The 15367-nt window shown below is 70.8% G+C and carries 12 protein-coding genes; 6 read left to right on the forward strand and 6 right to left on the reverse strand.

Going from position 1 to position 15367, the window contains the following annotated elements; translation table 11 throughout:
• Window positions 1–115: 115 nt before the first annotated feature.
• The 5 genes from ACIBH1_RS17685 to ACIBH1_RS17705 all read right to left on the reverse strand — a co-directional run bounded on the left by ACIBH1_RS17685 (window position 116) and on the right by ACIBH1_RS17705 (window position 8172).
• Window positions 116–2062, reverse strand: a complete 1947-nt coding sequence (locus ACIBH1_RS17685; RefSeq protein WP_397314827.1) for a S8 family peptidase — start codon at window positions 2060–2062, stop codon at window positions 116–118.
• A gap of 241 nt (window positions 2063–2303) precedes the next feature.
• Complete coding sequence (locus ACIBH1_RS17690; protein WP_397314828.1) at window positions 2304–4055, reverse strand: S8 family peptidase; 1752 nt, start codon at window positions 4053–4055, stop codon at window positions 2304–2306.
• A gap of 54 nt (window positions 4056–4109) precedes the next feature.
• Window positions 4110–6284 carry a 1,4-alpha-glucan branching protein GlgB gene (glgB, locus tag ACIBH1_RS17695; RefSeq protein WP_397314829.1) on the reverse strand — a complete coding sequence of 725 codons (2175 nt, stop codon included), beginning with the start codon at window positions 6282–6284 and terminating at the stop codon, window positions 4110–4112.
• A gap of 75 nt (window positions 6285–6359) precedes the next feature.
• Window positions 6360–7520 carry a copper amine oxidase gene (locus ACIBH1_RS17700; protein WP_397314830.1) on the reverse strand — a complete coding sequence of 387 codons (1161 nt, stop codon included), beginning with the start codon at window positions 7518–7520 and terminating at the stop codon, window positions 6360–6362.
• Window position 7521: 1 nt separating this feature from the next.
• Complete coding sequence (locus tag ACIBH1_RS17705) at window positions 7522–8172, reverse strand: hypothetical protein (protein WP_397314831.1); 651 nt, start codon at window positions 8170–8172, stop codon at window positions 7522–7524.
• 127 nt (window positions 8173–8299) lie between these two features.
• Here ACIBH1_RS17705 and ACIBH1_RS17710 point away from each other — a divergent pair, with 127 nt between their 5' ends.
• Genes ACIBH1_RS17710 through ACIBH1_RS17735 form a run of 6 tightly spaced genes read left to right on the forward strand, consistent with a single transcriptional unit; the run spans window position 8300 to window position 14069 of the window.
• Entirely contained in the window at window positions 8300–9085 is a 786-nt protein-coding gene (locus ACIBH1_RS17710) for a hypothetical protein (protein ID WP_397314832.1), read from the forward strand.
• Between the two features lie 59 nt (window positions 9086–9144).
• A complete protein-coding gene (locus ACIBH1_RS17715) occupies window positions 9145–9537 on the forward strand; it encodes a GntR family transcriptional regulator (protein WP_397314833.1) in 393 nt (130 codons plus the stop codon).
• The gene (locus ACIBH1_RS17720; RefSeq protein ID WP_397314834.1) at window positions 9534–10418 is read left to right on the forward strand and encodes an ABC transporter ATP-binding protein; all 885 of its coding nucleotides are present in this window, start codon (window positions 9534–9536) and stop codon (window positions 10416–10418) included. The genes ACIBH1_RS17715 and ACIBH1_RS17720 overlap by 4 nt, the downstream gene beginning before the upstream one ends.
• Window positions 10415–11467 (forward strand): ABC transporter permease, encoded by a 1053-nt coding sequence (locus ACIBH1_RS17725; protein WP_397314835.1) that lies wholly within the window; start codon window positions 10415–10417, stop codon window positions 11465–11467. The genes ACIBH1_RS17720 and ACIBH1_RS17725 overlap by 4 nt, the downstream gene beginning before the upstream one ends.
• Window positions 11464–12903, forward strand: coding sequence for a S41 family peptidase (locus tag ACIBH1_RS17730; protein ID WP_397314836.1), 1440 nt, complete (start codon window positions 11464–11466; stop codon window positions 12901–12903). The genes ACIBH1_RS17725 and ACIBH1_RS17730 overlap by 4 nt, the downstream gene beginning before the upstream one ends.
• Entirely contained in the window at window positions 12900–14069 is a 1170-nt protein-coding gene (locus ACIBH1_RS17735) for an alpha/beta hydrolase family protein (protein ID WP_397314837.1), read from the forward strand. The genes ACIBH1_RS17730 and ACIBH1_RS17735 overlap by 4 nt, the downstream gene beginning before the upstream one ends.
• On the opposite strand, the gene ACIBH1_RS17740 is transcribed toward ACIBH1_RS17735, so the two are convergent.
• On the reverse strand, window positions 14059–15366 hold the full coding sequence (locus tag ACIBH1_RS17740; RefSeq protein ID WP_397314838.1) for a phosphotransferase: 1308 nt from the start codon (window positions 15364–15366) through the stop codon (window positions 14059–14061). The genes ACIBH1_RS17735 and ACIBH1_RS17740 overlap by 11 nt on opposite strands.
• Between the last annotated feature and the right edge of the window lies 1 nt (window position 15367).

A 15367-nucleotide genomic window follows, 5' to 3' on the forward strand; every position in this document is an offset into this window, starting at 1 on the left:
GGGGCAAGTGTAGTGATGTGAATTCTGTGAATGACGAGACGCTATGTGACCGTTACTGATCGCCGCCCCGGACACACGAAAGGCCGGCCCGACGGGCCGGCCTTTCGCTTGGCGACTAGCTGTTGACGTGCTTGGCCAGGTAGGTGGTCACCTTCTTGACCTGAGCGGCGGTGCCGCTCTTGCGGTGCTTCTCGGCGATGGCGATCGCCTTGGCGAAGGTGGTCTTGCCGTGCACCTTGGCGGAGCCGTTGTAGACGCCGTGCGCGTAGTTCAGCCACGCGGCCAGCAGCTGGCTGTCGAGCAGCGACCGGGTGCTCTTGCTGCGCGGGTTGAGCACCTTGTAGGCCCGGCTGAGGGTGTCGGCCTTGGTCGCCTCGGGGAAGACGCCGCTGCCGTTCTGGGCGATCGACAGGTAGCAGATCAGGGTCTGGTCGCTGAGGCTGCCCTTGTTCTTGAGCATCTCGGTGGCCCAGCCGCGGGAGGTCAGCGGCTTGGTGCCCGCGCCGCGCTTGCAGATGGCCGGAACCGGCTCAGGGTCGGTGTCGATGATCACCGGGTCGTAGGTCGGCGTGTGGCTCGGAGTCGGCGTCGGCGTGGGAGTCGTGACCGTCGGGGTGGGGGTCGGCTTGCTCGTGGGAGTGCTGGTCGGCGTCGACGTGGGGGTCGAGGTCGGGGTGCTGGTCGGCGTGACCGTGGGCGAGGCGGTGGGCGAGGCCGACGGGTCCGGCTTGGGCGGCAGCGCCTTGAACAGGTCGATCCGCGGGGTGGTGACCTGGCCGTACCTGATCGGCTTGCCGGTGGTCTTGAGCTTGGTCAGCAGCGTGTCGATGCTCGCGCCGGGGATGGCCTCCTTGAGGACGGCGAAGGCGCCGGCCACGTGCGGGGCGGCCATCGAGGTGCCGTAGTAGGAGTCGTAGGCGTCATCGGGAACCGAGGAGTCGATCGCGGAACCGGGAGCGAACACGTCGAGCAGCGGGCCGCGGTTCGAGTACGGGGCGATGGCGTCCGACTTGTCCGTCGCGCCGACGGTGACGGCGGAGGAGATGCAGCCGGGGAAGCCGACGGCGTTGGTGTAGGCGTCGTTGCCGGCGGAGACGACCGGGGCGGTCCCGCGGCTGACGAGCGTGTCGAACAGCGGCTTGAAGATCGCGCCGATCTGGGTGGAGTTGCAGTTGGCGGAGTACTGCCCGCCGCCGAGGCTCATGTTGGCCGCGGCCACCCCGTTGAGCGTGGCCACGTAGCCGAGGGCGCGCTGGAGGGCGGAGTAGTAGAAGAGCACGCACGGGGCGCTGCCGCCGAACTCCGCGCACTGGCTCTGCGAGTTGATGCGGCTGAAGACCTGGATGGCGATGATCTTGGCGTCGGGCGCGACACCGTTCGCGGGAGCACCATTGGTCTTCTTGCCCGCGGCGATGCCAGCGACGTGCGAACCGTGCGAGCAGATGTTGCCGTTGGCGCTCAGGCAGGCGGCGCTCTCGGCGTTGGCGGAGCCGGCGCCGATCTGCTCGTCCGTGCCGTTCGGGCACAGGGACGCCGCGTTGTCCGGCGCGTAGGTGGTCGAGAAGCAGGCCTCGGCGGCGATGCGGCCGGCCAGGAACGGGTGGTCGGTGTCGACGCCCGTGTCGATGACGGCGACCGTCTGGCCCTTGCCGGTGAAGCCGGCGGCGTGCGCCTTGTCGGCACCGATGATGCCGATGCTGGTGGCCAGGGTCGGCGGGAGGAGCTTGTCCTCGATCACCGTGGCGACGCGCTCGTCCTTCTTGAGGGCCGCGAGGCCCTCATCGTCGACGACGGCGACGAAGTAATTCGTGGAGTCGGGGTCTTCGACGATCTTAGTGGTCTTGGAGGAGGCGTCCACGCTGCTGGCGACCGTGCCGGCCTGACTGGCGGTGTCGACCTGGACCAGCACGCGAACCGTCTTGCCACTGGCGATCTTGGCGGCGACGCCGGGCTCGATCTGCGGTGGGTCGACCGTCGTCGCCTGGGCGGCGGGCGCCGTCACCAGGACGATCGAGGCCGCGGCGAGGGCCGCGGCACCCGCCAGGACTTTCCGAAATCTCACTACAACTCCAGGGTCGAGGGGGAGGCATGGAGAAGTCCGGTGCGCGCATGGCGGCACCGTCGAGTGGCATCACGGAACGACAAATGGCTGGAAGCCCCCGCTGTCGTCCACCGACCGGCCAACGCCGGAAATTCCCCGTTAGTGAACTATGAGGCAGGAGTGTAGTGATCACATTCCTGTGACTGGCGATATGAGATGGCACCGTTATCCGGATATCTGACGATCCGGAAACGGCCCGCTGTCAGTTGGCCTTGAGTCGCGCCTTCTCCGTCGACGTCAGCGGCCCCGTCGAGCCCTGTCCGTTGGCCCAGTTCAGCCACCCCGTCAGCAGTGCCCGATCCGTCCGCTGCTTGGCCGTCTTGCCGGCCTTGAGCACGCGGTACGCCGTCCCCAGCGTCGAGGCCTTGGTCAGCTCGGGGAAGACCTTGCTCGCCTTCTGTACCAGCCGCAGGTAGCACGTCAGGGTGGCGTCGCTCATCGTCCCCCGTGCGCGGTGGATCTCGTTGGCCCACTGCGACGAGGTCAGGCGGGTGGTCGAGGTGCCGCGCGCGCAGACCGGGGCGGCGATGACCGGCGACGGGGTGACGGTGACCGTGACGGTCACGGTGATGGTGGGCAGCGGCACCGGCGTCGGGTCGTCGGTTTCGGACGGCTCAGGCTCGGGCTCGGGGTCCGGGTCAGGGTCAGGGTCAGGGTCAGGGTCCGGCTGGGGTTGGGGTTCAGGGGAGGGGCCGCTGGGCGCGGGGGTGGGCGCGACGCCGGTGATGGCCGCGTTGACGTCCAGGCGGGGCGTCGTGTGGGAGCCGCCGCCCTCCAGGGTGTACGTCACGGGCAGGCCGTACTGCTTGAGCGACTCCACCAGGCTGTTGGTGTCGGCCGACGGAGAGCGGGCCTTGAGCACGGCCAGGGCGCCCGCGACGTGGGGCGTGGCCATGGAAGTGCCGCTGTGGACGGCGGTGAGGTCGTCGGGCACGGCCGACTCGACCTCGACGCCGGGGGCGAGCAGGTCGACCAGCGGGCCGCGGTTGGAGAACGACGCGAGCTCGGAGGAGTTGTCGGTGGCGCCGACGGTGACCGCGGAGGAGACGCAGCCGGGGAAGGACACGCCGTCGAAGGTCTCGTTGCCGGCGGCGACGACGGTGGCGGTGCCGCGCGCGAGCAGCGTGTCGATCTTGGGCTTGAAGACCTCGTCGTCGCAGGGCCCGTTGAACAGTTCGCCGCCGAGGCTGAGGTTGACGGCGGCGACGCCGAGCTGCAGCCCGTTGACGTAGTCGAGGGCCTGGAGCAGCGACGACTCGTAGGCCATGACGCAGGGCGGCTGGTCGCCGCAGACGTCGGGCGAGCTGTGGCGGCTGAAGACCTGGACGGGCACGATGCTCGCGCCCGGCGCGACGGCGGCGGCGATGCCCGCGACGTGGCTGCCGTGGTCGCAGATCCCGCCGGCGCAGGCGGCCGTCTCGACGTCGGCGGCGCCCTCGCCGATCATGCTGGCCTGCCCGTTGGGGCACAACGACTCGGCGCCGCCGTCGGTGGCGGAGAAGCACGCCTCGCCGGCGATGCGTCCGGTGAAGGCGGGGTGGTCGCGGTCGATGCCGGTGTCGAGGACGGCGATGGCCTGGCCCTGGCCGGTGAAGCCGGCGGCGTGGGCCTTGTCGGCGCCGATGACGGGCAGCGTCGACAACGCCGACGGCGGGAAGGCGCGGTCGCGCCTGATGCGTGTCACCCGGGGGTCGGCGGCCAGCTCGGCGAGCTCGGAGCCGTCGCCTTCGACCACGAGGTACGGCTGGGCCACGGCCTGCTGCAGGATCACGTCGGCGGGTGAGGCCGCGGCCACCTCGGAGGTGGCCGACGGGTCGCTCAGCTCGACGATGACGCGGACCTCGCCGGAGCCCAGTCCCTCTTCGATCTTGGGGTCGACGGGGGAGGCGAGAGCGGGTACGGCGGGCAGGGTCAGCCCGGCCAGCAGGCTCGCCAGCAGCAGTCGAAGTCGCACAGGTCCTCCGAGTGGGGGGTGATCTCGGAGTTTAGAGCCATATCACGGGCACGCCTAGGCGGGTGATCCCGTGGAGTCGCTGTGAGGGCTCCTCAGCCACACCGCCCCGAGCGGGGGGACACGCAGCACCGCCGAGTACGGCAGACCGTGCCAGGACTGGTCGCCGGCCTCCACCGACCCCAGGTTGCCCACACCGCTGCCCGCGTAGTCGTAGGCGTCGGTGTTGAGCGCCTCCTCCCACTGCCCGCCGTACGGCAGGCCGACGCGGTAGTCGTCGTGCGGCGTCCCGCTGAAGTTCACCACGCACGCCACGGCGGAACCGTCGGCGGCGTAGCGCAGGAACGAGAAGGTGTTGCCGGGCGCGTCGTCGGCGTCGATCCAGCGGAATCCCTCGGGTACGACGTCCTGCTCCCACAGGGCGGGCGTCTCGCGGTAGACGTGGTTGAGGTCGCGCACCAGCCGCTGCACGCCCTGGTGCCCCTCGAACTCCAGCACCCACCAGTCGAGCCCGCGCTCCTCCGACCACTCCGAGCCCTGGCCGAACTCGCCGCCCATGAACAGCAGCTGCTTGCCCGGATGCGCCCACATGAAGGCGAACAGCGCGCGCAGCTGGGCGAAACGCTGCCACTCGTCGCCCGGCATCTTGCCCAGCAGCGAGCCCTTGCCGTGGACGACCTCGTCGTGGGAGAGCGGCAGCACGAAGTTCTCGCTGTAGGCGTACATGAGCGAGAAGGTCATCTGATGGTGGTGGTACTGGCGGAAGACCGGCTCGTGGCGCAGGTAGGCCAGGGTGTCGTGCATCCAGCCCATGTTCCACTTGAACCCGAAGCCGAGCCCGCCCAGGTAGACGGGTCGCGACACCCCGGGCCACGCGGTCGACTCCTCGGCGATCGTGGAGATGCCGGGGGAGTGCTGGTAGGCCAGGGCGTTCATCTCTTTCAGGAACTCCACCGCGTCGAGGTTCTCCCGCCCGCCGTGCGCGTTGGGAGTCCACTCTCCTTCGCGCCGGGAGTAGTCGAGGTAGAGCATCGAGGCCACCGCGTCGACGCGCAGCCCGTCGACGTGGAACTCCTGCAGCCAGTAGGCCGCGTTGGCGACCAGGAAGTTGCGCACCTCGCGGCGGCCGAAGTCGAAGACGTAGGTGCCCCAGTCGGGGTGCTCGCCGCGCGCGGGGTCGGCGTGCTCGTACAGCGGCGTGCCGTCGAAGCGCGCCAGCGCCCACTCGTCCATCGGGAAGTGGGCGGGCACCCAGTCGAGCAGCACCCCGATGCCCGCCTGGTGCAGCCGGTCGACCAGGTGGCGGAACTCGTCGGGGGTGCCGAACCGGGCCGTCGGCGCGTAGTAGGAGGTCACCTGGTAGCCCCAGGAGCCGCCGAAGGGGTGCTCGGCGACCGGCAGGAACTCCACGTGCGTGAAGCCCAGGTCGACGACGTACTCCACGAGCTGCTCGGCCAGCTCCGCGTAGGACAGGCCGGGGCGCCAGGAGCCCAGGTGCACCTCGTAGGCGCTCATCGGCCCGCGTTGCGCCTGCCGTGCCGCCCGGTCCTCCATCCAGTCGGCGTCGCCCCACTCGTAGGACGTGGCCTCCACGACCGAGGCGGTCAGCGGAGGCACCTCGGTGCGCCTGGCCATGGGGTCGGCCTTGTCGCGCCAGACGCCGTCGACGCCGAGGATCTGGAACTTGTAGCGCTCGCCCGGCCCGAGCCCGGGGATGAACAGCTCCCAGACGCCCGACCTGCCGAGCGAGCGCATCGGGAAGCCGGTGTTCCAGTGGTTGAAGTCGCCCACCACGCGCACGCCGCGCGCGTTGGGCGCCCACACGGTGAACGCGGTGCCGTCGACGTCCTCGTGGTGCATCACCCGGGCGCCGAGCGCCTCCCACAGCCGCTCGTGGCGGCCCTCGCCGATCAGGTGCAGGTCGACCTCGCCCAGCGTGGGCCAGTGCCGGTAGGGGTCCATGACCAGGTGCGGCTCGGCGCCGGGATAGGTGATCTCGAGCCGGTATCCCGGCGCCTTGTCCAGAGACGCGAGGGTGGTCTCGAACACCCCGTAGGCGGCGTGGGGCATCGGGTGACGCGTGCCGTCGTCGAGGACCAGCGTCACCTGCTCGGCCATCGGTCTGAGCGTCCTGAAGGTCACCCCGGCGGGACCGGGGTGGGCTCCGAGGAGCGAGTGCGGATCGTGGTGTGCCCCGCCAGCGAGGCGCTCGAGCTCCGTTTTCACCGGCATGTCCTCAACCCTGCCCCACTCGCCGCGGTCCATCCACCCGTCAACCCATGATCTACGGCACAGTGGTGCTCGAAGTCACGAGGGACCCGCCGAGGCGGCGGGATTGTGGGCCGTCACATCCCTGGGCGTGACGCGGAAGCCCTGCCAGTGCACCGGCATCGGGTCGGCGTCCTCGTCGCGCGCCACGTGGTGGAAGCCGACGTTGACCCACAACACCGGGTCCGTGACCCGCTCCTTGCCCGCGTAGGCGTCGACCGAGTCGCGGCACTTGGGCAGCGGGTTCATCGTGGCCAGCCGCTCGCAGGCCCGGTACTGGGTCACGTACAGGTCGGAGTGTGTGAAGGCCTCGTCCGAGGGTCCCCGGTACTCCGCGCTGTCGGAGTTGTTGATCTCCCAGGAGACCGCGTGGCCGTCGGCGTTGCGCACGCGCGGGTCGACGACGCGCCACCAGCGCATACGCCGGTTGAGTGCCTTGGTCTCGCGGAGCAGGGGTGTACGGATCAGCGAGCGCTTCTTCGTGCGATTTCCGGAGAAGTCGTATTGCTCCACCACGTCCCGCGCCTTGCCGCCGATGTCGAAGTCCATGCGCCAGAAGATGTTGTGGCTGTGCGACTCCTCGAAGTGTTTGCGCCCCACCCCGATGGGCCAGCCGTGCTTGGGCGCCGTGGTGGTGCCGGCCAGCGACCCGGTCGCCCCGACGCGCGGCGTGATCGACCCGTCGTCCCCGAAGATCCACTCGGCGATGTAGGTGTACCACCCCACCTGGTAGGCCGACAGCACGACGAGCTCCCGGCCCTGGGCCGATCTGCGCTCGGCCGGGTCGCCGTAGCCGTCCTTGAGGTAGGCGTGCCCACGTGCCCGGGTGAGCACGCACGCGTACTGCCCGCGCCGCTCGCCGCCAGGGCAGTCGGCCTCGGTCAGCGCGACCGCCGCCGAGCCGAGCGAGCCGATGTCGTGGTAGCGCGGCTCGCCGCTGTCGTAGGGCACGTGGATCTGCGCCAGCGCGCCGCTGCGCAGCACCCCGACCTGCTTGTGCCCGGGCGGGGTGTAGGCGACCCGGCCCACGGTCAGCCCCTCGATCGTGCGCATCTCCCAGCACAGCCTCCAGCGGGCGCCGTTGGGCAACTGCTCGTCGACGAGGTAGGGGGCGCTGCACGGTTGGGCGGGCGCCGCCGTACGGGCGAGAGGTACGTCGGAAGCGGCGAGCGAGCCCGCCAGTAAGAGGTGGACGAACAAGTCACCACTCCAGGGTCTGAACCTTCTTGGCGGACAGGTCGATGACGATGCGGCTGGTGTCGAGGAAGCGCCCATCGGGCAGCCGGACGAACAGGCGGACGCACCGATGGGTACGGCACGCGCCGGCGTCGCGGTAGATCAGCCCGCGCAGCTGCAGGTCGGCCGCGGTGCGCAACTGCCTGCCCGCCGCCTTCCTGTATTCCGACCGCACCCCCTTGCCGAGCTTGGGATGGGCCAGCAGCAGCTCGGCGGCACGCAGTTCCTCGCGCTTGGAGGGCGGCGGCTGCACGCCCCTGCCCTTGGACTCCTCCACGACCTTGCCCTCGGCCAGGTCGACGGTCCGCACGATGAGCGCGTCGTCGGCGTAGTCGTACAGGTAGGCCTCGGCCCGCCGCTCGTCCTCCGCCTTGTCGTCGTCGCGCTCGACGTAGAGCAGCTCGATCCGTCCCGAGGCCATGTGGGCGCGTGAGGAGGCGGTGGCGACCTCGGTGGCCCGGCGGATCTCGTCCTGGCTGAGCGGGTCGCCAGGGGCGGGAGGCGGCTGCCTCCGGACCTGGGACGCCTGCGGCTCGCCGCCGGACAGGAACATGGTCGTGCCCGCCACCACCGCCGCGCTCAGGGTCGCACCGGCCAGTACCCAGCTGCGCCGCATGACCGCTCCTTCACTCATCGTTCCAGAATGCCTACGAAGAGTAGCCATATGGGCTGACGTGGGGCGGAGAAATCCGCATTTTCGCAGCTAGAAGCGGTCTATGCCGAGGAGGTGGCTAGGGTGGAGCGTGCGTTTCCTCTCCCGCTACCCCCACGGGGTCGCCGCCGCGGCCGTCTCCGGCGTCTATCTCGCCGTCGTCCTGCTGAGCGCGCTCGTCGCGCTGATGCCCGGAGAGCTCACCGGCATCCTGTTGATCATCGTCACCGAGCCGCTGGGCTCGCTGGCCGTGGCCTCGCCGCTGACGGACGGCAACGCCCCGCTGGCCGTGGCCGCGCTGCTCGCGGCCGGGCTGCTCCAGTCGTGGCTGATGTGGGTGGTCGGGCGCGGTCCCTTGGGCGCCCGTCCGGTCGCCCTGTCCGGCGCGGCGCGCGCCCTGCGCTGGGTGCTGTACATCTACGCGGGCGGGCAGATCTTCGGCCGCATGGTCGGCCTGTTCCTTCCGCCGGTGTACTGGCTCGCCGAGGCCCTCGGCGTGGTGGCGGCGATCCTGGTCTACGTGGTGCTCGACCGGGCGCCCCAGTGGCTGCGCCTGATCGTGCTGGCGCTCGGCCTGCTGTGGCTGGTGCCGGGGGCCACGCTGCTCTTGCCGAACCTCACGGTGCCCGACTGGGCCGTCGTGGTCACCGCGTTGTGGTGGCCCGCGGTGGGCCTGCTACAGGTGTGGGAGCAGCGCTGGACGCTGCTGACCTCCGTGCTGGCCATCGTGGGTGGCGCGGCGGCCGTGATCCTGGGTCTGCTGCCCGACGACCCGTCGTCCTCCGTCGGCTGGCTGAACCAGGTCCTGGGAGCGGTCACGACCCTGGCCGTCTCCGCCTGGGCCGTAAGGACCGCTCACGAGGCGGGCTTGCGCTAACAGCCGCCATATATCTACGGTCCTAATGTACTAGGACATTAGATAAATGGAGAAAGCCCATGATCCGGTTCCACCTGGACGGCAGATCGGGAGTCTCGCCGTACATGCAGCTCAAGCAGCAGGTACGGCACGCGCTGCGGCTCGGGCTGCTGCGCGAGGGCGACCAGCTGCCCACCGTCAAGGAGGTGGTGGCCCAGCTCGCGATCAACCCCAACACGGTCCTCAAGGCCTACCGGGAGCTTGAACACGACGGGCTGATCGCCGCGCGCCCAGGTCTGGGGACCTTCGTCACCCGCACCCTGACCGACACCAGCCTGTCCGCCCACGCCCCGCTGCGCAGGGAGCTGGAGCGGTGGATGGCCAAGGCCCGGAGCGCGGGGCTCGACGACGAAAGCATCGAGGCTCTCTTCACGACCACCTTTCGGGCCGGCGCTCAGGAGGACATAGCGTGAACTCGGTATTAGTCGCCCAGGACCTGGGCAAGCGGTACGGCAGGCGCTGGGCGCTGCGTGATTGCAGTCTCGAGATCCCCGCCGGTCACGTCGTCGGCCTGGTGGGGCCCAACGGAGCGGGCAAGACCACACTCCTGAAGCTGGCGGCCGGCCAGCTCGCCCCGAGCGAGGGCTGCCTGACCGTGCTGGGCGGCCAGCCCGACGGCAGCGCCTCCCAGCTGGCCAAGGTCGGATTCGTCGCCCAGGACACCCCCGCCTACTCCGGGCTGAGCGTCGAGGAGCACCTGCGGCTGGGAGCCAGGCTCAACCCGGGATGGGACGCCGGGCTGGCCCGCGACCGCATCGCCAGGCTCGGCCTCGACCCCAGGCAGCGCGCGGGCAAGCTGTCGGGCGGCCAGCGCGCCCAGCTGGCCCTCACCCTCGGCCTGGCCAAGCGGCCGGAGCTGCTGATCCTCGACGAGCCCGTGGCCTCGCTCGACCCGCTGGCCCGCCGCGAGTTCCTGCAAGGACTCATGGAGGCCGTCGTCGACCACGACTTCAGCGTCGTGCTCTCCTCGCACCTGGTCTCCGACCTGGAACGCACCTGCGACTACCTGATCGTGCTGATCGGATCGAGGGTCCAGGTCGCGGGCGAGGTCGACAAGCTGCTGGCCACCCACCACCGGCTCACCGGGCCGCGCCGCGACCACCTGCCCTCGGACCAGCACGTGGTCTCCGCGACCCACACCGACCGGCAGAGCACCTTCGTGATCCGTACCGGCTCGCCCATCCACGACCCCTCGTGGGCGGTCACCCAGCTCACGCTGGAGGACCTGGTCCTGGCCTACATGGCCACCCCCGGCCACGTCCACGCGGGCCCCACCCTGGAGGTCCAGCGATGATCTGGCTCACCTGGCGTCAGTTCCGCGGCTCGGCCGCGCTCATGGGCGCGGTGCTCGCCCTGGTCGGCCTGGTCCTGGTCCTGACCGGGCCCCGCATGGCCGCCGAATACTCCAAGGGCCTGAGCAACTGCCTGGCCAACGGCTTCTGCGACCGCTTCTACAACGACTTCTTCGACGGCTACCAGCAACCGTTCCTGGGCGTGACCCTGGTCGTCCTGGTCCTGCCCGCCCTGATCGGCTTCTTCTGGGGCGCGCCGCTGATCACCCGGGAGCTGGAGAACGGCACCCACCTGCTGGTGTGGAACCAGAGCGTCACCCGCAGCCGCTGGCTGGCGGTCAAGCTGGTGGTCATCGGCCTGACCGTCATGGCCGCCACCTGCCTGCTCGGGCTCGCGGTGACCTGGTGGTCCGACCCCCTGGACAAGTCGGCCGCCGACGGCTGGGCGCTGATGAGCCCGCTGGTGTTCGACGCGCGCGGCATCGTCCCCATGGCGTACGCGGGCTTCGCGCTCGTCCTGGGGATCACCACGGGGCTGCTCATCGGCCGCACGCTGCCCGCCATGGCCGTCACGCTGCTGATCTTCGTCGGCGTCCAGCTCGCCATGCCCATGCTGGTCCGCCCGCACTTCCAGGCCCCCATCAGCGCCAACGTCGCGCTCAGCGGCGGCAACGTCGAAGGATTCAGCCGCGACCCCGGCGGCATCGAACTGAAGATGCGCGACCAGATCCCCACCGACGCGGGCGCCTGGGTGCTGACCAGCCACCTGATGGACGCCAAGGGACGCGCGCTGGCCGCCGGCGAGGTCATCCCGCTCACTCCCGACGGCGATCGGGCCTGCACCCCACCGTCGCCGTCGCAGGCCGGCCAGGGCGACCCCATGGCCACCTGCTTCGCCGAACTCAACCGGCTGGGCTACCGCCAGGCCGCGACCTACCACCCCACCCGCTCCTTCTGGCTCTTCCAGGGGATCGAGACCGGCATCTACGCCGCGCTGACCATCGCGCTGACCTGGTTGTGCTTCTGGTGGGTCCGCAGGCGGTCGTCGTGAGGCCGAGGGCCGCGGCGGCCGGGCTCGCCCTGCTGCTCGCTGCGGCCTGTACGGCACCGGCGCCGCCACGCAGCGAAGGCACCACCTCGACGGCCGAGGCGGCCGCCATGTCGACCTGCAAGCCGCCGGAGCCGCCGGTCCCCGCCGAGACGCCCGCCACCATCGACGTGGTCGAGGAGGCCTACTACTGCGTCTTCGCCCACCACTACAAGGGCGCGACGGTGGACGCCGGACAGATGCTGACCGACGGCTTCATCGCCCTGACTCAGGAGCTCTCCCGCTCCGGCCGCGACCTGGCGGCGGCCGTCATGCCCCCGCTGCAGGGCGACCGCTGGAAGGACTGGCAGGCGTTCGAGGCGACCTTCCGCAAGATCACCGACCGGCTTCCCGACGACGTGGACGAGAAGCTGGCCGTCGTCACCCTCGAGGCCATGCTCGCCAGCCTGAGCACCAACCACACCACCTGGATCCACGACGACCCGCCGCGCCATCCCGACTTCCACAACGGCGACATGTACAGCCTGGGCCTGCTGACGAACGTCACCTCCCTGCAGGCGGGCAACGACCTCGGCGGCGCGCTCGGCCCGCTGTTCGTCACCACCGTGCTGGGCGGAGCGGCCGAGAAGGCGGGACTGCGCCCCGGCGACGTCATCGAGGCGGTCAACGGGGAGTCCCCGTTCGTCGGCGGCCGGCTGACCTCCGCGATCAAGCAGGTCTACCCGCGATACCCGGAGGCCCGCCCGGTCAGGCTCCAGCTGCTGCGGGAGCCGACGGGACGCCGCTGGAGCGTGGAGCTGCGGCCCGGCCTGTTCCAGCCCGACCTGGCCCTGCTCCAAGGGGTGACCTCCAAGCGGCTGGGCGACGTCGCCTATCTCAAGGTGACGGGGTTCGCGCCCCAGGTCGCCGACCGGATCTTCCGCGTGCTGTCACGCCTGGGCTCGCAGCGCCCGCTCAAGGGCCTGGTGCTGGACATGCGCGGCAACACCGGCGGACGCGAGGAGGAGGTGAACCGGCTGCTCGGCGCCTTCGCGCGCGGCAAGGTCACCGGCCACCACTGCTCGCCCGACGGCACCTGCAGGCCGGCCAAGACCGACGACAGCGTGGCCCCGCTCGACCTGCCCCTCGTCGTGCTCACCGACCGTGGCTGCGTCTCGGCCTGCGAGCACTTCAGCTCGGCCGCGCAGGCGCTCGGCGTGGGCAAGCTGGTCGGCACGCGGACCGGCGGCGTGGTCTTCGGGCTGCCCAAGCCGTACCTCCTGGGCAACGGGACCCTGCTGCAGCTCCCGACGACCCACCACCTCGGCGTGCACCGCGAGGAGATCGACGAGGTCGGCGTCGCGCCCGACGTCCATCTCCCGCTGACCGCCGCCGACGTCGCCGCCGGGCGCGACCCGGCGCTGGACAAGGCCCTGTCGTTGCTTGGGAGCTCGTCATGAAGCACTCCTCGATCCGGGCGGGGGCCGCGGGGCTGGCCGTCGCCGCCGTGTCCGCCCTGTCGGCCTGCACCGCCCCCGCCCCGCCCCGCGCCGCGGCGACCCCGTCGGCGGCGCCCGTTCCGACCGGCGTGATGGTTCTCCCGGCGCCCACCGGCGGCTCCGCCGTGGGCAGCACCGTCCTGTTCCTCGACGACACCTCCCGGCCCGATCCGTGGGAGCCGCAGGCCGAGGCCAGGCGGCTGCGGGTCACCCTGTGGTACCCGGCGGCGAGCGCGGAGGGCGAGCGCGCGCCGTACATGTCGGCCAAGGAGTCCGAGCTGCTGCTGAAGGGCGGCAGGGTGACGACCAGCGCTCCGTACGACATCCTCAGCAAGACCGAGACGAACTCCGTCGAGGACGCCGAGCCGGCAGGAGAACGGCGCGGCCTGCCGCTCGTGGTGTTGTCGCCCGGCTGGACCAAGCCGGTCGCCACCCTCACCTCGCTGGCCGAGGAGCTGGCCAGCCAGGGCTATGTCGTCGCCGGGATCGACCACACCTACGAGAGCTACGCGACCACGCTGGCCGACGGGAGCGTCGCCGAGTGCGTCGCCTGCGACTTCGACACCGACTTCGGCTTCCAGTCGCGGGTGGTCCAGTCGCGGGCGAGCGACGTCTCCTTCGTGCTCGACCAGCTCACCGGCACCGGGTGGAAGGGCTCCGAGCTCATCGACCCCGCCAGGATCGCCATGGTCGGCCAGTCGCTCGGCGGCGGCTCCGCGGTGGCCGCCATGGTGAAGGACCCGCGCGTGCGCGCCGGGATCAACATGGACGGCACCACCTACGCCCGCATCCCCAAGACCGGCCTGCCGAGGCCGTTCATGTTCCTCGGCAACCCCCAGCACGTGCCGGGCGGCCGCGACACCTCGTGGGATCGCGACTGGAAGCGGCTCACCGGGTGGAAACGCTGGCTGACCTTCACCGGGGGCGAGCATCAGTCGTTCACCGACTCGATGCTCATGGGCGGCGCGCTCGGGGTCAAGCAGGCAAGCACCCTGGGCGCCGAGCGCGCCGTCGAGCTCACCCGCGCCTACGTCACGGCCTTCCTGGACCGGCATCTGCGCGGCAGGTCGGAGAGCCTGCTGGAGCGGGAGTCGCCGGAGTACCCCGAGGTGACGTTCAACGAGTGAACGCGGCCAGCGGGATCGGCAGCCAGCCGGGCCGGTTGCGCGACTCGTAGCCCACCTCGTACACGGCCTTGCCGTACTCCAGAGCCTGCAGCAGCGCGGCGTCGGTCTCGGTGAAGCTCCCGCCGCCGCGCACGTAGCCGTCGAGGAAGGCCTCCCGGTTGTGGGCGGTCCATCCGGCGGCACGCTCCTCCAGTTCCTCGGCGCGAGAGTGGTCCAGGAGCAGGTGACGGGCGGCGTAGTCGAAGGAGCGCAGCATGCCGGCCACGTCCCGCAGCGGCGAGGCCAGCGCGCGGCGCTCGGCCAGCGGCTGGCCCGGCTCGCCCTCGAAGTCGAGGATGATCCAGTCGGTGGTGGTGCGCATCACCTGGCCCAGATGGTAGTCACCGTGCACACGCTGCACCGGCACCGCGCCGGTGACCTCCTCCACGCGGTGGAAGGCCGCTTCCACGACGGGTGCGTGCGGCGCCAGCTCGGGCACCTCGGCGACCACCCGTTCGAGGTTGCGCCTGAAGGCCTCCACCATGCGCTTGACCTCGGGCGGCTCCACCACGTCCGTCGGGAAGGCCTCGGCCAGCTCGCGGTGCACCTCGGCCGTGGCCAGGCCCAGCCGGCAGGCCTCGGCGGAGAAGTCGCCGCCGGCCTCCGCCGCGGCCATGTCGGGCATCGCGCCGTACAGGTCGCGCACGCTGGCCAGGGCCAGGTCCCAGCCGTCGTTGGCGGTCGGCAGGAACTCCTGCATGATCGCCAGCGTCGTGGGCTGGTCGTCGAGGTCGGTCTCGATCCATCCGTACGGCTGGGCGATGTGCTTGGCGCCGCGCGCTGCCAGGGCGGAGACGATCTCCAGCTCGGGATTGGTGCCGGGGATGAGGCGGCGGAAGAGCTTGCAGATGTAGGCCTCGCCGTACACCAGGGAGGTGTTGGACTGCTCGGCCCCGAGCACCAGGCTGCGCAGCGAGGTGTCGATGGCGGTGCCGGGCAGGTGGCGGAAGCGGATCGGGCCGAAGGTGGTGCCCGAGGCCATCAGCTCCAGGAGCACCCCGGTGACCTCGAAGTCGTGGAGCGCGTCGTAGAGGCCGTCGGCGATGTGGGCGTGCCTGAGCCGGTCGGGCAGGTGGTCGCTGTGGCCCAGGAGCAGCTGGTAGCGGTCGGTGACGCCGCTCTGCTGCACGGCGATGACGAGATGGCGCAGGCCGGGCAGCGATGTGTCCGATTCGATGCGGAGAGTGTCTATAGGACGGCCCTTGCCAGCGAACCATCGTTGGTGCGTGATCCAGCTGGCAAGGGTGTCCTCGAGCATT

Source organism: Nonomuraea sp. NPDC050663, from assembly GCF_044456985.1.
GTDB lineage: Bacteria > Actinomycetota > Actinomycetes > Streptosporangiales > Streptosporangiaceae > Nonomuraea.